Annotated in this window: 15 protein-coding genes; 1 reads left to right on the top strand and 14 read right to left on the bottom strand. The window is 35.7% G+C overall.

The annotated features are described in order from the left end of the window. Window positions 1-13: 13 nt before the first annotated feature. Entirely contained in the window at window positions 14-1,054 is a 1,041-nt protein-coding gene (locus IWB64_RS01905) for a sugar kinase (RefSeq protein WP_194532422.1), read from the bottom strand. Window positions 1,055-1,202: 148 nt separating this feature from the next. Here IWB64_RS01905 and IWB64_RS01900 point away from each other — a divergent pair, with 148 nt between their 5' ends. Further along, entirely contained in the window at window positions 1,203-2,237 is a 1,035-nt protein-coding gene (locus tag IWB64_RS01900) for a LacI family DNA-binding transcriptional regulator (RefSeq protein WP_194535780.1), read from the top strand. Window positions 2,238-2,271: 34 nt separating this feature from the next. On the opposite strand, the gene IWB64_RS01895 is transcribed toward IWB64_RS01900, so the two are convergent. From IWB64_RS01895 to IWB64_RS01835, 13 genes are all read right to left on the bottom strand, one after another. Next, window positions 2,272-3,027 (bottom strand): SDR family NAD(P)-dependent oxidoreductase, encoded by a 756-nt coding sequence (locus tag IWB64_RS01895; RefSeq protein ID WP_194532421.1) that lies wholly within the window; start codon window positions 3,025-3,027, stop codon window positions 2,272-2,274. 41 nt (window positions 3,028-3,068) lie between these two features. After that, complete coding sequence (locus tag IWB64_RS01890) at window positions 3,069-4,370, bottom strand: MFS transporter (RefSeq protein ID WP_194532420.1); 1,302 nt, start codon at window positions 4,368-4,370, stop codon at window positions 3,069-3,071. A gap of 223 nt (window positions 4,371-4,593) precedes the next feature. Beyond that, entirely contained in the window at window positions 4,594-5,322 is a 729-nt protein-coding gene (locus IWB64_RS01885) for a FadR/GntR family transcriptional regulator (protein ID WP_194532419.1), read from the bottom strand. 282 nt (window positions 5,323-5,604) lie between these two features. Continuing rightward, window positions 5,605-7,134: a RagB/SusD family nutrient uptake outer membrane protein gene (locus IWB64_RS01880; protein ID WP_194532418.1), complete on the bottom strand. Its 1,530-nt coding sequence runs from the start codon at window positions 7,132-7,134 to the stop codon at window positions 5,605-5,607. 24 nt (window positions 7,135-7,158) lie between these two features. Continuing rightward, entirely contained in the window at window positions 7,159-10,194 is a 3,036-nt protein-coding gene (locus IWB64_RS01875; RefSeq protein ID WP_194532417.1) for a SusC/RagA family TonB-linked outer membrane protein, read from the bottom strand. Window positions 10,195-11,258: 1,064 nt separating this feature from the next. Next, window positions 11,259-12,533: an Nramp family divalent metal transporter gene (locus tag IWB64_RS01870; RefSeq protein ID WP_194532416.1), complete on the bottom strand. Its 1,275-nt coding sequence runs from the start codon at window positions 12,531-12,533 to the stop codon at window positions 11,259-11,261. A gap of 80 nt (window positions 12,534-12,613) precedes the next feature. Beyond that, window positions 12,614-14,932, bottom strand: coding sequence for a chondroitinase-B domain-containing protein (locus IWB64_RS01865; RefSeq protein ID WP_194532415.1), 2,319 nt, complete (start codon window positions 14,930-14,932; stop codon window positions 12,614-12,616). A 133-nt stretch (window positions 14,933-15,065) separates the two neighbouring features. Next, window positions 15,066-15,794, bottom strand: coding sequence for a FadR/GntR family transcriptional regulator (locus IWB64_RS01860; RefSeq protein WP_194532414.1), 729 nt, complete (start codon window positions 15,792-15,794; stop codon window positions 15,066-15,068). Between the two features lie 190 nt (window positions 15,795-15,984). Then, the gene (locus tag IWB64_RS01855) at window positions 15,985-16,950 is read right to left on the bottom strand and encodes a polysaccharide lyase family 7 protein (protein WP_194532413.1); all 966 of its coding nucleotides are present in this window, start codon (window positions 16,948-16,950) and stop codon (window positions 15,985-15,987) included. A gap of 11 nt (window positions 16,951-16,961) precedes the next feature. Then, the gene (locus IWB64_RS01850) at window positions 16,962-17,873 is read right to left on the bottom strand and encodes a polysaccharide lyase family 7 protein (protein ID WP_194532412.1); all 912 of its coding nucleotides are present in this window, start codon (window positions 17,871-17,873) and stop codon (window positions 16,962-16,964) included. Between the two features lie 9 nt (window positions 17,874-17,882). Beyond that, window positions 17,883-19,442 (bottom strand): hypothetical protein, encoded by a 1,560-nt coding sequence (locus tag IWB64_RS01845; RefSeq protein WP_194532411.1) that lies wholly within the window; start codon window positions 19,440-19,442, stop codon window positions 17,883-17,885. 142 nt (window positions 19,443-19,584) lie between these two features. Beyond that, window positions 19,585-20,406, bottom strand: coding sequence for a PKD domain-containing protein (locus tag IWB64_RS01840; protein ID WP_194532410.1), 822 nt, complete (start codon window positions 20,404-20,406; stop codon window positions 19,585-19,587). Between the two features lie 17 nt (window positions 20,407-20,423). Then, a complete protein-coding gene (locus IWB64_RS01835) occupies window positions 20,424-21,869 on the bottom strand; it encodes a RagB/SusD family nutrient uptake outer membrane protein (protein ID WP_194532409.1) in 1,446 nt (481 codons plus the stop codon). Window positions 21,870-21,880 lie beyond the last annotated feature (11 nt).

Below are 21,880 nucleotides of genomic sequence, written 5' to 3'. Positions count from 1 at the left end.
TTGGTTTTGAAAATTAACGAGCTACTCTTCCAGAGGCGTCACCACCCATTAGTTTTTCTACTTCGCTAACCGTTGCTAAGTTGGCATCACCTTTTATAGTATGTTTTAAACAAGATGCAGCTACAGCAAAATCCAATGCGTTTTGGTCATCTTCTGGGTATTTTAATAATCCGTAGATTAATCCACCCATGAAAGAATCACCACCACCAACACGATCAACGATATCTGTAATTTGATACTGACGCGTCTCGAACATTTTAGTACCATCCCATAATACACCAGCCCATGTGTTGTGCGATGCAGAAATAGAACCTCTTAAGGTTGTAATTACTTTTTTAGCTTTAGGGAATTTCTTCATCATCTGCTTACATACAGATAAGAAAGCTTCGGCCTTAACATCAGCACCATCTTTATGAACATCCAAACCTTCTGGGTGAATACCAAAGTGCTTTTCAGCATCTTCTTCGTTACCAAGGATGATATCACAATAAGAAGTAAGTTCAGTCATAATAGCTTCTCTATCGCCACCGTAATTCCAAAGCTTAGCTCTGTAATTTAAATCGGTAGAAATAGTAATACCTTTTGCGCTGGCAGCTTTAACAGCTTCCAAACAAACATCTGCAGCACCTTGTGAGATGGCAGGAGTAATACCGGTCCAATGAAACCATTCTACACCTTCAAAAACAGCATCCCAATCAATCATTCCCGATTCAATTTCCGCAATAGCAGAATGTGCACGGTCATAAACTACTTTGGATCCACGAGATACAGCACCAGTTTCTAGAAAATAAATACCTAGACGGTCACCACCATAAACTATTTTGTCTGTTCCTACGCCTCTTTTGCGCATTTCCATTAACGCACAGTCACCAATATCATTCTTTGGTAAACGCGTCACGAAATCTACGGGAACGCCGTAATTTGCCAATGATACCGCTACGTTGGACTCACCGCCGCCGTAAACAACATCAAAAGTATTAGTTTGTGAAAATCTCAAAAATCCAGGAGGTGCTAAACGCAACATTATCTCTCCAAAGGTTACTACTTTTTTCATTTGTAATGGTGTTATTTTAAATTGAATCTACTTATTTGCTTAATCGATTAACCTGATTTTGAAAAATAAATCAAAACGTGTGAGTTTTGATTGGCGATTTTAAAAATATATCTTTGCTTAATCGATTAAACAAATATAGAAAAACTTGTTGAATAAAAAAAAGACCACATTAAAAGATATCGCAAATATCTTGGAAATATCTACCGCTGCCGTTTCAAAGGCGTTGCAGGATGACTCTAGAATTAGTTCAAAAACCAAAGAGGCTGTAAAGAAAGTAGCTAAGGATTTGAATTATCAGCCAAATCATTTGGCAAGCGCATTGCGTAAGGGAAAGAGTAACCTGGTAGGTGTTATTGTGCCTAGAACAAATAGTAATTTCTTCTCTTCAGTAGTTCAAAATATGGAGGAGGTTTTAAATAAGGCGGGCTATAATATTATAATCACACAATCTAATGAATCGTACAAAAAGGAATGTGACAGTATAGATACCCTATTGTTTACGCAAGTTGATGGTATTATTGCTTCTATGGCCAATGAAACTACGGACCTAGATTATTACGAAAAAATTAAATCCAGAGGTATTCCATTAATACTATTTGACCGAGGAGAGAATGATTTAAATGTAGATTATATTGGTATTGATGACTATGCTAGTAGTCATATGATTGTTGAACATCTGGTTGAACAGGGGTGTAAAAGAATAGCACATATTGGTGGATACCAGCGTACCAGAATATTCAATAATAGAATTAGAGGGTATAAGGATGCTATTAAAAAACACGGTTTACCATTGGATAGCGAACTTTTATTGGAAAGTAGTCTAACACAGGAAGATGGCCGTCTAAAAATGGAACAATTACTTTCGTTAAAGACGAGACCGGATGCGGTTTATATTGCTGGCGATTATGCCGCACTAGGAGCATTACAGGTCTTGAAGGAAAATGCTATTAAAGTTCCCAATGAAATAGCTCTGGTAGGTTTTGGGAACGAACCTTTTACTGCAATGGTCTCCCCGCCAATTACAAGTATTGAACAGCATAGTGCGGAAATAGGAAGATTGGCCGCACAAACATTTTTAGAACATGTTAGCTCACCTGATGTTAAGCAGTCTTTAAATAAAAAAATCCTAGATGCCGAGTTGATTGTCAGGGATTCTTCAAATAAAAAAGCCTTTCTTAATTAAAAGAAAGGCTTGATTGTATTATAAAATGAATTTTCTAGATTCCTAAAGCTTGTCCACCACCAATTTGGATAGTTTCAGCAGTAATGAATTTAGCATCTTTGCTAGCTAAGAAAGATACAACACCAGCTACATCTTCTGGCTGACCCAATCTACCTAACATAATGCTGTTAGCCCATGAAGCGAAAACCTCTGGTTTAGTTGCTTTGATCTGTGCGTGAAACGGAGTGTCTATTGTACCTGGAGACACAGCATTTACTCTAATACCATATTCAGCTAAATCTTTTGCTAATCCTTTAGTGATAGCATGAACGCCCGCTTTGGAAGTTCCGTAGATTCCTGCTCCTGGTCCACCTGCTGTCCAAGCTGCGTTAGAAGTATAGTTAATGATAGAGGCATCTTCTCCTTTTTTAAGGTAAGGAATTGCTGCTCTAGATGCAAAGAATGTTGAGTCAAGGTTTAAAGCCATTACAGATCTGTAGAATTCTGTAGTCATATCTTCAAATCTTGATCTTCCACCTAAACCACCAGCATTGTTTACAAGCGTATCGATTTTTCCGTACTTCTCACCAATTGCTTTAATGTTTGCTGTTACTTCATCTTCCTTTGTAACATCAAAACCGTAATACTCGGCAGTGATACCTTCATCGGTAAGCTCCTTTACTCTTTGAGCACCAGCTTCATCTTCAATACCGTTCAAAATTACGGTGAAACCATCTTGTCCTAATCTTTTTGCAACTGCAAATCCAATTCCTCCAGTTGCTCCTGTTATTACTGCTACTTTTCCTTTCATCTTTGTGTAAATTACTATTAATTAGTGTTAGTTAATTTGTTTTAATTTTTACTTTTTAGCGGCGAAATATTTGGAATTAAAAACCAAACACTTGCCATTGTAATTAGAGCTAAGGCAGCACCAATTACAAACGCTGGCGTATAATTACCTCCTGACGTAAGCCAAGGTACTAATGCTGTCAATCCAAATGCTCCTAATTTAGCAGCCGTACCAGCAAAACCAGAAAGTGTACCTACTGTTTTTCCGCCGAATAAATCACTCGGTAGGGTTTGAACATTTCCAATAGCTGTTTGAAAACCAAATAAAATAAGTGCCATATATACCACGGCTGTTTCTGGTCCACCAGGATTAGCCATTAACAGTAAGAAAGGTAGCATAATTACACATCCAAGGGTAATTACAAACTTTCGTGTTTTGTTCACTGTCCAGCCCGCTTTAATACGGTTTTGTGCTAATAGCCCGCCAAACCAAGCTCCTAGCATGGCACCAACATAAGGCACCCAGGCATAAAAACCTATAGATTTTACATCCATTCCATATACCTCGTTTAAGTAAATTGGGATCCAAAAAATAAACAACCACCAAATAGGGTCAAGGGCAGCAGATGCTAGAATAACTCCCCAACTTTCTTTATGCTTTAGCATCTTTCCAGTTTCTGGATTGTAACCATCATCTGGTTCTCCATCTTCATCTTTATCTTGGTTCTTCTGTCCCGTTAAGATGTACGTGCGTTCTTCATCTGAAATCCAAGGGTGGTTTTTAGGTGGAGATTTTACTAAAATCCACCAGGGAATAAGCCATAGTAAACCTGTTACACCTACTAATATAAAAATCCAGTTCCAACTAAAATAGACAGATAGTAATCCAATAGTAGGAAAGGCAATGATACCTCCAATAGCTGCACCAGAATTGAAAAGTCCTTGTGCAAAGGCTCTTTCTTTTGTAGGAAACCATTCTGCATTGGCTTTGGCTGCTCCAGGCCAGTTACCGGCTTCGGAAACCCCTAATAAAGAACGGAAAATACTTAACGTAAATATTCCTTTAGCAAAAGCATGTAATCCCGTTGCAATGGACCAAAAACCAATGGAAAGCGCAAAACCTATTCTTGTTCCGTATTTGTCAAATATCTTTCCGAAAATGGACTGACCAAATGCGTAAGAAAAGATAAATAGTGTGGAGATAAATGCATAAATTTCTTTTCGTTCGTCAGGCGTTTTATCTGGATATAAATCCTCAGCAATGTCTGGCCATAGAACGGGTAATGCTTGTCGATCAATATAATTGATAACGGTAGCTAAGGCAATTAAACCTATAACCCACCATCTTAATCCTTTCAATTTCATCTTCGTTCTTTTAAATTGTTCTTAATATATGGGCATAGGAATGGCTGGCCGTATTTATAAAAATAGGAGATAAGCAATTCTAAATGCTTGTATTTAAGTAACTTAAATACTTTGTAAATTAGGATAGAATTCTAACGGCTCTAGCCGTTTATCTTCATTGAATAAGTTGTTTTTATGTATTAGTTTTCCTTCAGTATCTATTAAGAGGATAAATTGTGCACTTTTATCCTTTCTTTAATTTTATTTTTCGGTCTTCACCGTAGATGTAATCGTACAATTTACTAAAGTGTACCTTCATCGTTTCTTTAGCTAATTTTGGGTCTTGATTTAAAATAGCCATGTAAATGTCTTCATGCTTTTTGACTTCTGATAAGGCTACATCACCTTTGCAGACAGGGTCTTTGGCATAAGCAACTATAATCTCTGGCGTTATTAGTAGCATGAGTGTGTTCATGGTACTATTCTTACTTGCAGCTGCTACTGCTAAATGAAAAAGCAAATCTTCTTCTAGACAATCTTCACCAGCAATCATCTTTATTTTATAAGCATCAAAAGCAGATTTAATTCGTTCTAAATCCTCATCTGTTCTTCTCAGTGCGGCTAATCTTACTGTTTTTAGTTCAAGTAGAATACGTGTTTCTACTAGTGATTTAAAATCTTGTTCTTCTAAACTTAGAATATCATCGATCATACCATTCATGGCAATTTGACCAATATTTGAAATAAACGTTCCGCTTTGCGGTTTGGAATTTAATATTCCATAAAATTCCAGTTTTTGGATTGCTTCACGAACACTACTTCTGCTGACTTCAAATTTCTCAGATAGTACTCTCTCGGCAGGTAACTTATCACCTGGTTCAAGATTTTTATAATTAATGAGATCACGAATTTTTGAAATAATACTATTTTGTATTTCTCTGTTTTCGTGCTTAGTCAGTATTTCTAATTTCATAGGGGACAGTATGTTGAAAATTGGTTAACCAGATTGGTTTGTTAAAAATAATTAAAACAAATGTACTAAAAAAGTATTTTTTGCTTTAAAGAGTTTGGTTTCTAAAGGGTCTGGAGATTTTAAAAATTTTACCGACTCGTGGTGAGCGAGCCGGCAAAATTACTCTCAATCTAACTCAAAACAACATTCTTCGTATTCTTTATATTCCCTTTATGGGTTTTAGTTATAATTAATCTTTTTAGTTAAAATATCACCTTAATCATTAATCAAGGAAATGAAGTATTAGTATCCTGGATTTTGTGTTAAGTTTGGATTTCTTTCTAACTCATCTTCAGGTAATGGTAATAAGTAATCATCTACAGTAAAGAATGGCTTTTCGCCTTCTAATCCAGAGGCGTTGAATACTTGAGCGCCTATCTTTCTTCTAGCAATATCGTACCATCTTATGCCCTCAAAAGCAAACTCTAATCTACGTTCTTCCAGTACATCATCAATAGTAACTGTTCCTGTAATATCTGCAGGTTCGGCGCTAGGATCAACAACTACCTCTACACCGGCACCAGTTCCTGTTACTCCACCTTTTCTTGCTCTAGCTCTTACTTGATTTATATAATTAAGAGCTGAGGCATTATCACCTAATTCAACAGCGGCTTCTGCTGCGATTAATAATACTTCTGCGTAACGAATCATAGAATAATTATGACTAGTTGCTCTAGCATTTGCACGAGCAAATGGCTCAGGAAAACGTGTGTATTTAGCGATATATGGGTTGTTCTTAGCGAATTCGTGTCCACTGATATCAAATTGAGTGTAATCCACTACAGTACCGCCAATTGATACTTCGTCATCCATACTTACGGCTCTTCTGTAATCATCTTGATTCCATGTAGTATATACTTCAAGAGTAGGTACTGCAACTGACCAGCCTCCTCCTAAGTTTCTATCATCTCCTCTAATGCCCGTCATTGGAGCTATTTGATCATAGGCATTATCATCCGCTTCAAAATTATTATAATCTAAAGAGAAAATAGGTTCTGGTGATGCGTCTATTTCTTCGGCATTAAATAGGTTTTGAAAATCTTCATCTAAAGCTAATCCATAAGTTCCAGCATTATTTATCACTTCTTTAGCTTCGTCAGAAGCGTTTTGCCATTCTTCCATCGTTAAATAAACCAAAGCTAAATAAGAGCTAGCTGCTGCTTTAGAAGGTATAGCTCTTGATGTTACTGTAGTAGGCAACCAGGTTTTAGCATATTCTAAGTCTGCAATGATTTTTTCATATACTTCTGCTGCTGGAGTTCTACTTATAGAAGTCATCGCATCAACATCTATTATGGGCTCATCGATATAAGGCACATCTCCAAAAAGTCTTACCAAATGAAAATAGTAGAAAGCTCTTGCAAAATAAGCTTGTGCAGTTATCGGGTTTTTGATTTCATCAGCAACGTCTACATCTTCAGCACCAGCAATGGCTCCGTTTGCAGCAGCAATTCCTTGATATGTTCTTGGCCAGAATTCACTAATCATTCCATTACTACCGAGCGTAGTGAATTCATTCATCTCAACTCTTCTTGTTTCGTTAGAGGCAAGACTTACCATATCAGAGCGTAACATTAAAGCTATAGAAAGTTTTCTTCCCCAAAACTTTTCGTTGATAGCATGAGTCAAAGATCCATCTACTGCTGTTTGTATATTTGTTGTAGTTTCAAAAAAACCATCAACTGCTAATAAACCAACAGGTTCTTCTTCCAAATCTGAGCAACCCATTATTGAAAAACCAATCAATAACAGTAATAATTTATATGTTTTCATATTTATATTTTAAATTAATTCTTATTAAAACTTCAAATTAACCCCTATGTTAAAGGATCTTACAGTTGGGTAATTTCCAAAATCAAAACCTTGGGCAGTATTAGCAGATGTATTATTATCACCATTAGAACCGTAATAACTAACTTCTGGATCTAATCCTGAATAATCTGTGAAAGTCAATAAGTTCTGTGCACTTAAAGATAATCTAAGCATATCAATACCTAATTTCTCTACAATATCGGATGGTATTGTATATCCTAATGATATGTTTTTTAGTCTAATATAACTTCCATCTTCAACAAAGCGAGAAGAAATTTCTCTATTACTATTATTTCCTACACGTGGCTGATTTGTATTAGTATTTGTAGATGTCCAAGCGTTATTGTAATAGTCTCTAGTAGTATTTGCATCTCCATTAGTCAACTGTACATTAGTCAAGTTGAAAATATCGCCTCCCTGTGAACCTTGAAAAAAGATACTTAAATCTAAATTTTTATAGCTAAAGTTGTTCGTAAGACCCCAAGTATAGTCTGCATTTGGGTTTCCTATAGTAGTTCTATCGTCTTCAGTAATGTCACCGCTATTATCTAAATCAGCGAATAATGGGTCACCTGCTACACCTCCTGATAAAGGAGCTGTTCCTGCTGGTGCTGCACCTCCTTGGTATACGCCTGCGTAATCATATCCCCAAAAAAGACCAACTTCTTCACCTACTCTCAGAACATAACTTCTATCATGGCTAAAATAACTTGGTGTAGCATCGAAGAATAAATCTGCGTCGTTTACCAAACTTCTAACTTCATTTTTGTTAAAAGCTATATTGAAGTCTGTAGTCCATCTAAAGTCTTCTTTCACAATATTTTTAGTACTCAAAGCTATCTCCAAACCTCTGTTGTTTATCTCACCAACGTTGGCTAAGATATCATCACCCGAAAAACCTAAGTATTCAGTTATACTATTGTCCGTTAATATTAGGTCTTTAGTATCAATAGTGTAGTAGTCTAATGAAAGCGTAATTCTATTATTGGCAAAACCTAAATCAAGACCAAAGTTTGTTTGATAAGAAGATTCCCATTTTAAATCTGGGTTGGAAGGTTGTTCCGGTGTAACTGCACTTACAGTTTGCCCATTACTAGAGGCGTAAAGCGTTTCAAGCCTTGCTAAAGACTCATAAGCGCCAATTGATGGGTTACCGGTCACACCATAACTGGCTCTTAATTTTACATTAGAAAATGTTTTATTGTCTTTAAGAAAGTTTTCATTTGATAATTTCCAACCTAAAGCTGCAGATGGAAAAATAGCATATTTTTCATTTTCTGCAAAGTTAGATGCACCATCTCTTCTGACAGTAGCTGTTAGTAAATATTTATCATCAAAATCATAGTTAATCCTCCCGAATTGAGATTGAATTTCTACTTCTGATTTTGAAGCATCTGGTTGTAATATATTTGTAGCCGAACCTAAACCATAGTAAGAAAAAGCATCAGAAATAAAACCTGTTGCTTCTGAATAAAAGTTTTCTGAAACAGTTTTTTGATAAGAATAACCACCTAATAAGGTTAAGTTTCCTTTTCCTATTTCCTTAGTATAGGTTAAATAGTTTTCACTTAAAAGACTAGTTTCTTTATCGCTCTCAACACTAGCTCTACCGCTATCTCCACCAGCTGTCTGAGTCAATAATGATGGCAGGTAAATTCCTCTAGTTTGATTTTCCGTACTTAAACCAAATGTAGTTTTAAAAGTAAGACCTTCTAAAATTTCATAATTCGCATAAAAATTTGCTCTAAAATTATCTGTTTTAGTTTCGTCTATTCTTGCTGTAGCAACTGCGAATGGATTATCAACCGGGTCACCAACAGTATTACCAAATGTGAAACTCCCATCTGCATTATATACAGGTTGATCCGGAGCATATCTCAATGCTAAAGTAATTACATCATCTCCACCTGCAGAAACAGAACCGTTTGATTGAGTAGCTGAACCATTTTTAGTTCCTCTACTACCAAAAAGGTTCATTCCCAATTTCAGTTTGTCTGTTACTTGAGCATCAACGTTAGACAGAAAAGTTAATCTTTCAAAATCTGAATTAACTATAATACCATCTTGTTTAAAATAGTTTGCAGAAGCATAAAAATTTATTTTATCACTTCCACCTGAAAAAGAAACTTGTTGATTAGATGTGCTACCAGTTGTGTAAATTAAGTCCTGCCAGTCTGTGTTTGCAGGTCCTTGTGCATAAGGAGTAGTAACGCCATTGTTAGTCCTTATCTGATTTTGATAATTAGCAAATTCATCGGCATTCAATAAATCTAGTCTATTTGAAATGTTTTGAATAGCGTAAGTCGTATTGGCTTCAATAGTTAATCTGCCACTTTTACCTTTTTTAGTAGTTACCAATACTACACCATTGGAACCCCTAGAACCATATATTGCTGTTGCAGAAGCATCTTTTAAAACTTCCATAGACTCAATGTCATTTGCCTGTGGCATGGAAGCACCAACGAAACCATCAACAACTATTAATGGGGCACTACTTGCATTAATTGATGTGTTACCTCTAATTTTAATACTGATAGGAGCTCCTGGCTCACCACCGTTATTAGACTGTACAACTACACCTGCTGCACGCCCTTGAAGTGCTTGCTCAGCATTTAATACAGGGTATGCGTTTAGTTCTTCAGATTTTACAGATGATACAGAACCTGTAATGTCACTCTTTTTTCGAGCACCATATCCTACTACTACAACTTCTTCAAGAAGGCTTGCGTCTGTAGCAAGAATAACATTAAGAGTTTCTTGACCATCTACAGTAACTATTTTTGTGGAAAAACCTAGCGATGAAATTTCCAATACATCGCCATTAGTAACTTCAATAGAATAATTACCATCAAAATCGGTAGAGGTTCCTGTTGTTGTGTTTTGAATAATTACACTAGCCCCAGGAACAGGTACATTTGTATCATCAGATACGGTACCGGTCAAAGTGTAACCGTCTTGTGCAAATAGCGATATGTTGAAACACAATAACGCTATAAGTGTTAGTTGAGATTTAAAATTCATTTGTTTAATGTTAAGTTAGTAATGTTAATTAATTTTAGGCCAAGCGCCTAAATGAGAGTCTTGTTTAATCTTCAATTTACTAGGGTGCAATACTCATTAATGTCCCTGAATTATTTATAATATAACGATGAGCGTGCGTAGTAAAAAGTACATGTTCTAAGTGTTACTTTCCTTCATAAAGAAGTGACTTTGCAAAAAAATTATGGGTGAACCCCATTCTTTTTTCATTACAGTATGTTACAGTTTCATAAAGTGTTTTTTTGATAAATATTAGTCAAAAATTATTAAATTCAATTGGTTTTCCATACTGGTTTACCAAATTGGTTTACCAAATATAACTTAATACTTTGTTAAACAAAAATTAATATCAAGAAATTTGGTGGTGTAGATTATCTACTTGGCATTATAAAGAACTGCTATGTGCTAAATTAGCAATTATGTGTTGTTGAGGTAATCCAAAAAAAACCTTTCGCTTTTATCTATATTGATGCTAAGGGATAGTTATACTGATAGATGCCAGTTAGGGCAGGGTAGAGGTGGGTTTTTGCCTCACCCTCTACTTTTTATGTGAGAAGTTACTATTTTTCTGTACCTAGTTCCATTTAAAATGAAGTGTGTGTTACAAATGGAGTCGATTGTGCTTAATTAGAATGAATTAAAGCTTATAAAACTTTTCTAAAATTAACATAAATAGGTAGCCATTGAATTTTACCCGGACTATTTCTTTGGTAGTTGTTGTATCTATTATAAGTTATTTTAAGAAAAGAACCCTATATAAATTAACAGACATCCTGAGACAAAATACTAGTGCTGTAGTTGTTCTTAGACCATAATAGAAGCTATGGTTCGAATTTTTGCTTTATATAATAAAGTTAACTTTTTCTTGTAAGTGATATTGTAGGACTAATATATTATTACTAAAAGTGCCCCGGAGGTGTTTTTTGGAGTTCGCTAATGTAACCAATTGATAGCCTTTTTTATTGGCTAACTCATTTGAGAATAACCCACTTTAGGTTTTATCCTGTACTTTTTAGAAGTACATATCCGGAAAGGTGCTCTTTCTTTTAGAAATATTCTATTAGTGCTATAACACCATTATATGAAATAACACAAGAGAAAAATAAAGCAGCGAATAATCCTATATTTAGAGGAAGCTTGGCTTTATAATTCTTCATAAGCTTAGCATTGTTGATGAGTAGAATAATACCAAGTATCACTAACGGAAGCACAAAGACATTAAAAACCTGAGAAACAATTTGCATTTCTATTGGGTTAGCACCAAAAGCAGGAACTATTAAAGCAAACAAACAAGCTATGCCTGTTATGATTTTAAACTGCTTTGAAGTAGTATCCAACTCCCCAGATTGATAATCCGAAAGTAAAATAGGGGCAATTAATAAGCATGGAAAAATAGAAGAAAGTCCGGCACTCAGAGTTCCGAAAAAGAAAAGTGTAAGGGCAAATTTACCGGCTACCGGCTCAAGCGTATTTACCATATCCAATACTTGGGTTACAGGTTGTCCTTCATGGAACAATGCGCCACAAGCCACAGCCATTACCGAAGCGCTAATAATGAAAACAAGTGAAGCAGCTATAATTGAATCTTTCTTTTGCTGTTTTAAGTTCTTTATAGTCCATCCTTTTCCTTTTACAAAAAGGGGACGAGAAAGAAAAGTGGCTGCTGCCATGGTAGTTCCAACGAATGCCGCTACCATCATACTACCACCTTGTACTTTTGGAACAGAGGGTATAAGACCTTGGGCAATTTCTATAGGTAAAGGGAAAACCATAAAGAGGGAAACAAAGAAGGAAAGCCCCATGATGGTTACAAAAATCACTAGTATTTTTTCAAAGAAAACATACTTTCCTATGAGAAGAAAACGATACATAACAGCAATTACCACAATGGCAATTGTAAGGACCAATTCATATTTGTGATCAACTAACGAAGGAAAATATATAACGAAAATCTCAAAAATGATATTAGCCGAAATCCCTAGAATACCCATTAGTGAGTTCCATTGGCCAAATGATACACCTAAAATTATAAGAATGGCAATGGGTTTGCCCCATTTAATATGTTTTTTAAAAGCGTATAGTGCTGTTTCGCCTGTCACCAAAGCGTAATTGCCATAGGCATACATAAGCATACCAGAAAATATACAACTCAAAACCAATACCCATAATAATTGCATGCCATACGTACTACCAGCAACAATCATAGAAGTTACACTACCGGTACCAATGGTATAACCAATAGCAAAAATTCCTGGGCCAAAAGCTAGGACCAAAGCAAGAATTTTTTTAATGAACGATGTTTTAGCGACTGGGTTTTCCATTGTTTAATTTTTTGATAAGATGATTGGCGTATGATTTGGCAGCTCCACTATATGGGTGTCTTTAGATTGTAATCAATTTGTTAGTATAATATCTTAAGTTTCTGCTGCTCCTCAACCCTGATTTTTCCAGAATTTATTAGTGTATTGTCCAAATGATGATTGTTCTTTTCTCCCCATAGTAACGCAACAAGTTCTATAGGGTTGTTTTTGAAAGTGTTGTTTTTAATGGTTACGTTAATGATACCTCTGGTTTTTATCAAGATACCGTTTTTTTCATTTTTTCCACTATCCATGAAGGTGCTATTTGTGATAGATAAAGACCCTCCTATAGTTGATTCATCGTAACCTCCCCGATAGAAATTAATAAGGTTGCTTTGCACATTTTCAAATATACATTGGTCAATAGATACCATTTCGGCGTTATAATCGCCTTTGTCCTCAGCGGCTAATTCAATACCGTTTCGGCAGTTTTTTATTGTTGTTTTTTTGAAATTGATGGTGTCTGCAAAGGACCCTTTGTAAGCCTTTAGAACGTAGTTAAAATTCTCAATCACACAATTCTCAATATACAAGTTATAGGCCGAAGCCATATTTTTCTTTAAAGGGGCAAAGGCATACTTGCCTCTTTCGCCTTTTAATAAGATACTTTGCAACCTGAGGATTCCTTTTGGCTTCATTTGAAAAGCCATAGAATCTTGCTCTCCAGTGAATACGAGCTCTGCTCTGTTTTTAGGGTCTTTAGAACGAAGCGTAATTTCCTTGTCTATTTTAAGTGAAGAGGGAAGTGTATATAATGCATCGCTTAACTCAATGATATCTCCCGAAGACGCTTCGCTAATTTTTTTGGTAAGTTGGCCAACTGCAGATGAAGCGGTCAGTATTTTTGGCTCAACATTTATTTTTTCCGTTGAAAACCACTTTGGTCCGTATTTCTTCTTATCGATCGCAAATTTTTCAGCTGTTGCGGTTTGGTTAATTGCGCCAATGCTATTCTTTTCCGTTCTTGATGCACCAAATATATCGTGGTTAATTTTAGCAAAATCGTAGCCAGTATAGACAGTATCCAAAATTTGGTTTTTGGAATCAGCTGGTGCATATAACCAATCGTTAATCTTTTTCATTTTTATAGCTCCACTCTGCAAAACATCATATTCAGAATAATCTTCACTAGCATTATCTATGATGTTATTCTTAAATAGAATTCCTTCCATGGTACTATGGTTTATTACCGGAGTTTTATCTACCTGGGTATTATATATGATGTTATTGGCTACAATAGTTCGTATAGGTGGTGCCGATCGAATTTCACTTGGAGGAAGTACATCGGCACTTTTAAGATTCTGGCCAACCCCAATTTGCCAAGGAGATTTACAATCTATCCAAGTATTATAGGCCACAACAACATCACTAACTTGTAAGTACCTGTTCAAAGGTGTCATGGGAATACCATTCATAATGGCAAGGGGACTTCTAAATTGCTCTCCTTTAATTTTGTAGAAATAATTATTGGTGATCCAGTGCCCTGTATTCACTATCCTGATTCCTCCATAAAAGTTAGATTCATCGCCACCAATAAAAATGTTTCCGTCTACAGTGGCATAGCTCCCATGCCTTAAGACTAAGGAACCTTCGCACTTATAGAAAATATTATTTTTGAATGTATTAAAGTTTGTTTTGTCGGAGATAATCTCAACCTCGCCATTACATGCTTCGAAATAATTATTAGACACGTTCGTGAAACTAGGGGAGACTCTTGTTTTGCTATCTCCAATTCGTATAGTTTCGGCTCTAGGACCTCCTTTTCTAGGACGTGGCCCAAAATAATTATTTACTATTTGGTGGTGATTACTAATATGTTCATTACCTGTAAAAAATACTCTTACCGTTTCGCCATCGTTAGATTTTCCTGAGAGGTAAGAGTGATCTAGCTGATTATGTTTACCGTAAAATTCAACCCAGCGATCGTTTGTTAATCTATTTGGCTTTGTGAAGTCTTCAACAACTGTATTGGTTACCCTACAGTTGAAGGCAATACTATCCTCGCTTATCATATAACGGATAATGGAATTTTTTGGTGAATGGCCATTTCTAAAGTATAGACCATCAACTATCAAGTGTTCTCCTCCCATATGAAGATAGGATTCTCCCTCAATAAAAACTTTACCAGGAGTTTCTGCTCGTAAGTTGATTGGCTTTTCTTTTGTGCCTTTTCCAAAAAATATGATTGGAACATCTTTCCAAACGCCGTTTGACATTACAATGTTATCTCCTGGGGTAGCTTGATCAAGTGCTTTTTGCAATTCAGGGGCGTCTTTTACATAGACGTTTTGAAGATTCGAATTTTCTCCGCAAGAAAAGAGTAGAAGCGTAATGCCTATTACTAATAGTTTGATTTTCATTATCTAATTTTCATTCTCTCTAAATTGTAAGTAAGATGGTGAATTAATGGTGGTATCTACCTTTATATTGAATAAATTATTTGAAGTATTAATTTATCCTAGAATATTTTTAATTAGCACAAATTATGTACTTCTATTTTCTTTTTAACTTAACATCGCGATCTTTTCCGTAGATGTAATCGTACAGTTTGCTAAAGTGTGCTTTCATCTTTTCTTTGGCTAGTTTTGGATCTTGATTTAAGATGGCCGAATAAATGTCTTCGTGCTTTTTAATTTCAGATAAGGCTACGTCTCCTTCACAGACCCGGTCTTTGTCATAAGCAACAATAATCTCAGGAGTTATCAGTAGCATTAGTGTGTTTATGGTACTGTTTTTACTCGCAGAGGCTACGGCTAAGTGAAATAGCAAGTCTTCTTCTAGGCAATCTTCACCAGATATCATCTTCTTATTGTAGGCATCCAAAGCAAACTTAATTCGTTCTAAATCTTCATCAGTTCTTCTGATGGCCGCTAGTTTTACTGTTTTAAGTTCAAGTAGAATCCGGGTCTCAACTAAAGAAACAAAATCTTGTTCTTCTAAACTTAAAATATCATCGATCATACCGTTCATGGCAATTTGACCAATGTTAGAAATGAAAGTTCCGCTTTGCGGTTTGGAATTTAAAATTCCATAAAATTCAAGTTTTTGAATGGCTTCACGTACACTAGTTCTGCTGACATCAAACTTCTCAGATAGTACTCTCTCAGCAGGTAATTTGTCACCTGGCTCAAGATTTTTGTAAATAATGAGATCACGAATTTTTGAGATAATCCTATTTTGGATTTCTCTATTTTCTTGTTTTGTTAGTATTTCTAACTTCATATCGCGTGTGCAGTTCAAAAAATTATTAGGTCGAATAGAATTGTTAAGAGTAAGCTATTCGAGATTTGTTTTTACCGTGTTTTGATGCTTTTTAAATTTTACCGACCCGTGGTGAGCGGGCCGGCAAAATTACTCTCAACTAACTCAAAACAACTCAATTTCTATTATTTTACCTGTATTATAAAACTATCTAGTGTGTAACTTCTAAGTTGTAAAACTTAACTCTTGCGAAACTACCTTCATCTTTAGTTTGTAGATAGTTTCCTGCTTTAAAGTAATTTTCGAAAACGCCCCATTTTTCCATGTGAATATCTTCGTAAATAATGGACTCTGTTTCATTCAAAATGATTTCAAGTCTACCATCTGAAGCAATTATTTCTAAAATAAATTTATTAGTTCCTATTTCTTCTGAAAAAGTATAACCGTCAGTATCACTCCAAGCATCTGTATGTAGTATTTCTTCATCAGAAGCATTGAGATCACTAAGCACTTTGGTTAATACCCTGATTTTTCCATTCTGCCAATAAATTTTTAAAATTGGTGGCGCATTATTGTCATCTTCTTCTATCAAATCTCGCTGGGCATTAGTAAGTCTACCGTGTATTTGCATAATTATGGTACGGTGATATTTACCTTCAGCATCTTTTGAAATTTCATCAACGGCCAAAGTCCCTTTCATAGTTCCGCCTTCAGTAAAAGTCCAGTTGGTGCTATTGCTTCCTGGAACGAGTTGCTCTCTCAGCTCTGTTCGCGAGTAAGAAGAATTGGTGGTTGATGAACCTGGCGATGTATAAAAAACCAGTGATCCACCTGTTGAATCATTATACATATATGGTAGTAAGCGATCATCAGTAGCGTAATCAGATATTTCTGGAGGCTCTACTTCATCCGGACTACCAGTTGGCAGGGTAACTTTCCAATTACTTAAATCAATATTTGGTAATAAAAATGTTTCTTCAACAACCTCTTCAGGTGTCTCTTTTATAATTTCAACTTCTTCTTGAATCTCTTCTTGCGCAACCATTTCCTCTTCAACCTCATTTTCAATAGCATCAGAAGAATTGTCGCAACTCCATAAACTGAACAGTACAATAAGAATCAAGCAATTTTTAATAATTGCTTGTTTAAAAAAATATTGAACACTGTTGAAGTTCATAAGTATTGTTATTAATGGTTTACTTCAAGTTCATAAAAACTAACTTTAGCAAAAGAACCTTCATCCCTGCTTTGAAAATAATTACCGGCTTTAAAGTAATTTTCGAAAATGCCCCAACGTCTCATATTAAAATCATCATAAACGGCGAATTCAGTTTTGTTTAATGAAACCATCATTTTTCCATCGGAAACTTTCACTTCAATCTGAAATTTTCTAAAACCTACTTCTTCTTCAAAATTGAATCCTTCATCATCTGTCCAAGCTTCTTCATGTAATATTCCTATGGAATTTACACCTGTGTATTTTAGTTTTTTGGTCTTAACTCTAACCTTACCATTCTGCCAGTAAATTTTTAATACTGGAGGGGCGTTATTGTCCTTCTGGCCAATTAAATCTCGTTGTTCATTTGTTAGGCGGCCATGTATTTGTAAAATGATAATTTTATGATATTTACCATTTTCATCACGGGAAACTTCATCAATAGCAAGTTTTGCTTTTAATGATCCTCCTTGTTTAAAAGTCCAATTTGTATTATCGTCACCTGGAACCATTTGTTCTCTAAGTTCTGATCTGGAATATTTTGTATTGGCTGTAGTAGCTGAGGTAGGATAGGCATAAAATGTTAGCGCTCCTTTGGTAGAGTCATTATACATATAAGGTTGTAAAGTCTTATTTGTAGCATAATCTAAAATCTCTGGCGGCTCAACACTAATAGCTCCTCCTTTTCCTGTGCCCTCAGGAATGGTTACTTTCCAATTGGTTAAATCAATTTCAGGAAGTCTTATCTTTTTCTTCCTCTTCTTTGATTTTTTAGTTTTTATACCCGATTCTGTAACGCTACCCTCGTTGTTCTGACAAGTAGCGTTTACAGATATAAAAAGTATTAAAATTGATATTAATAATTCTTTTCGGATATAATTCATTACACTCAATTACGGTGCTTGAGTTACTTTAACATTGTCAATCCATCCATCTTGTGGAGTCACTGCATAAAGCCATATAGCAACTTCACCACTTTCATTAGAAGTAAATGGTAATTGAACTAATGTTCCAATTTCATCAGAGAATTTACCCTCTGCTATTGTTCCAAAATGACTTGCTAAATTACTGCTCTCTGCAGCTATAGCATCAGCTCCATCAATAAAGTGACCATCTAGAACTACAGCTACCATTCTTCTTCCTCCTACTGGTTCAGTATCTGCACTATCATCTTTAATAGCATATTCATACTCTAAGATGTAATCAGTATTAGGAGTTAACGTAAGAGCTTGATACGCATATCTACTTTTATCGCTAGCTTTTTCTCCTCCAGAAGTACCGTCACTCCATTTAGCTCCTCTTGTTTTACTTCCATTAGGAGAACCGTCATAATTTGTCCATGATCCATCACCACTTCCGTTAAGAGCATCAATGTTTCCACCTGTATGGGTAGCTATTTGCCATTGAGCTGCACTCAAGTCAAAACCGCCATTTAAAATAGTTGTACTGGCTGCCTTGTATAAATAAACGTTATCTACATTAATCGTTGCTTGATCATTTGCAGTACCACCTGTTCCTAATTCAAATTTTATTGAATCAATTTGAACAACAGGAATAGAGAAATCAGTAGCTAGATTATAATCTAAACTAGCCCATTCGCCATTTGTTAAATCAATACCATCAATAACTGATTCATCACCAGTTTCGCCATTAAACAGTGTTATTTTTAACTTGTCGATACCTTCTGCAAAAACAGAATGAACATCAAAATGAATATCTGTAACGCCAATACCGTCAAGGTTGTCATTCGCTGGCGCTGCTAAAGCTTCAGCGACAACAATTGGTTCTCCTTCTGCTTCTTCCAAAATTGTTTCACCGTCTTCCTCATATGTAGCTGGTTTTCCAAATAGAATACTTCCTACATTACTGCCAAGTCTAGAATATTCAATTACTGAATTTCCATCTTCACTTGTAACTTCTTTATCAACGGAAGAGTTTTCTAAAGCCTTAGTGTAACCTACAAAACCACCGTCATAATCAACACCGTCACTAAAAATAGCAAATACGTCTGCATGATTTCTAATAGGTGATGGGGCCATTACAGAAATAGCTATAGGTGTATGAATAACAGTTATCTCTTCTGATTTAGTGATATCTGATTGACCCGCTGCTTTTGTAGTCACAGTTATTGTATAATCTGTTTCTTCATCTGCGTTAGGATAATCATAGGAAGCAGAGCCTCCTTGTTCTGAAATTGTTACAGGACTACCGCCATCTCCAAAATCTACTATATAAGAATCAACCCCTACAGATACTGGTGTTACCGTTATATAAGTACCGTCATCATTACCATTTCCATCAGGACCTGGCGTGGCAGGAAAACTGGAGAGTACACTCATGGTATCGCCACCAGATGAGTCCACTGGCGCTATTGTGGTATACCCATCGTCTTCACAGGACGATATAAGGCCTGTTAGTAACAAGACGCTTAATCCTTTATTTATTAAATTCATTTTTTTATTTTTTATTAGTTTGTTCGTCTCTATTGAAATTAGCAACAAAAACAAATACATCTGTTGCGATATTTATTACTATAGAAATGCGTATCAGAAAATAACCGTTAGCATTTCTATAGCAACAATTCAATGGGATTAATTACTCAATCTGTTCTATGCTGATTTTAGAAAATCTAGCTTCAGTACCGGCATATTCAATATTGAATCTCATGTTTTCTGTATTGGCCCCTGTTTCTACTCTGTATGATATTGGTTCGTAATTAGAAGCATCAGTAGACAATGGAATACCTTCATTAAGGAAAGCTGGTTCGTCTGCGTTGTCCGCATCTTCAATTAACAACGTTCCGGCAGCAGTACCACTCTGTTTACTTACATACCAAAAAGTTATTTCATAAGTTCTGCCAGGCAGTACTAATATGGTTTGGTCAAGCCACTGAGAATCACTACTAATTTTAGCACCACCATTACCTTCTGGAGGTACAGGAGAAGTACTACCGGAATATGTACTTGTACCTCGTCCTCCTCCCCAAGGGGTTCTTGGGTCACAATTAAAATCCGCACATTCAAAAGCGGATATCAATATATCTTCAACAACTACATCTATTGTAATTGAGGATGATATACCGTTACCATCACTAGCAGTAAAGGTTACAGGATAAGTGCCTTCCCCAGCTTCAAAGATATACGTAGGATCTTGTTCTGCAGAAGTTTCTCCTCCTCCAAAATCCCATGCATAGGTTGATGCTTCACTAGAAAGGTCAGTGAAATTTATTATTTTAAAATCATCTTGATCTGCGGTATAATCAAAATTTGCTTCTGGAAATACAGTATCTAATTTTGAATTAGCATCTGGTAGGTCATCTCTGAACAGACTATCATCACAACTAACAAATAAACTAGTTGTAACCACACCCAAGAGCAATAATGTCTTTTTACTGAAAATATTTATTTTATTATTCATTGTTAAATATTTATATGTTAATATCCTGGATTTTGAGTCAAAAGACCTCCGCTTAAGTTTATTTCTCTTGCCGGAATAGGTAGTAATAATTTTCTAGCATCAAATACATAACCTAGTTCGTTAGCATGAGCAGTCAAAACCGCATCGGCAACGCCAAATCGTAATAAATCAAACCATCTTTGGTTTTCAAAAGCCAATTCTACCCTTCTTTCAAGTAATAGGTCCTCTTTAGTAATACTGCTAACTGCATCTGTTAAACCTGCTCTGTCTCTTACTTTTTGAAAGGAAGTTAAGGCAGCAGCATTGTTAGTTGATGCTCCTCCCGCCATAATAGCTTCGGCATGCATAAGAAGTACGTCTGCATAACGTAAAGCAATATAATCGTTACCAGCATCACGTGAGCTTCCACCGTAAGTTGGGGGAGTAGCAGTAACATCAGACCCTTCAGGTAAGAACTTTGTTACCTCAGTTGCATCAGAAAATGTAAAATATGAAACAGCCGTTCTATCACCTCCTGCCAATTCAAAAGCAGCGATAAGGTTATCGTTCACGATATTTTGACCATCTTCTTGTCCTTGACGTCTACCTCCGGAAGTAAATTCAGAAGAAAAACTTTGACTTTCAAGGCTATTACCAGTTACGTATTGAATAGCAAAAATGATTTCATCATTTAATTCAGAATAAAAAACATCCGAATAATTGCTTTGTAAACTAAAGCTCCCAGTATTAACAATGGCTTCACACATTTGCTGAGCACCTGTATAATTAGGGTTTGGCTGTGTTAAATATACCTTAGCCAAAATACCTTGTGCAGCTGCTTTTGAAGCTCTTGATTTAGAAGAGTTATCTAAAACAGTAACAGCTTCTTGCAAGTCGGCTACAATTTGTGTGTAAACCTGAGCTTCAGGTGTTCTAATAAAAAGAGCTTCATTCTCTGTAGGACCTACCACGGAAGTTACTAGAGGTACATCACCAAACATACGAACCAATTTAAAGTAGGCGTAAGCTCTTAAGAATTTGGCTTCAGCAGTATACTTTGCTTGATTAGCTTCATCTGCAATATCAATAAAATTTAAGATATTATTAGCTCTGAAAATAACTTCATACATAGAAGCATAATAATCTTCAGATTCTACATTGTTGGCGTTAACGGTATATCTGTGAAAATCAGCTTTAGATCCCTCTAGTGTCGCATTTCTAGTGTTATCTGTTCTATGCTCAGTTAAAAGATGTTCAAATTGAACGCCTCTGTTCGCGTCACCAATGTTTGATGTTGTGTTTTCGTTTACACCTTGCAGGGCGTCATAGATGCCTGTTACCCCAGCTAATACATCTGAATCGGTTTGAAAAAAAGCATCTACTGCGACCGCCGTGTCTGGTAATGGGTTTAAATATTCCTCAGTATCACAAGAAACAAAAACGGACACTGTTAAGGCAAAAATTAAATATTTTATAGGTTTCATTTTTTGTTTTT

Source organism: Zobellia nedashkovskayae, assembly GCF_015330125.1.
Classification (GTDB): Bacteria; Bacteroidota; Bacteroidia; order Flavobacteriales; family Flavobacteriaceae; genus Zobellia; species Zobellia nedashkovskayae.
Note: the sequence above shows the minus strand (reverse complement) of the source record. Positions and strands in the feature narration are given on the sequence as shown.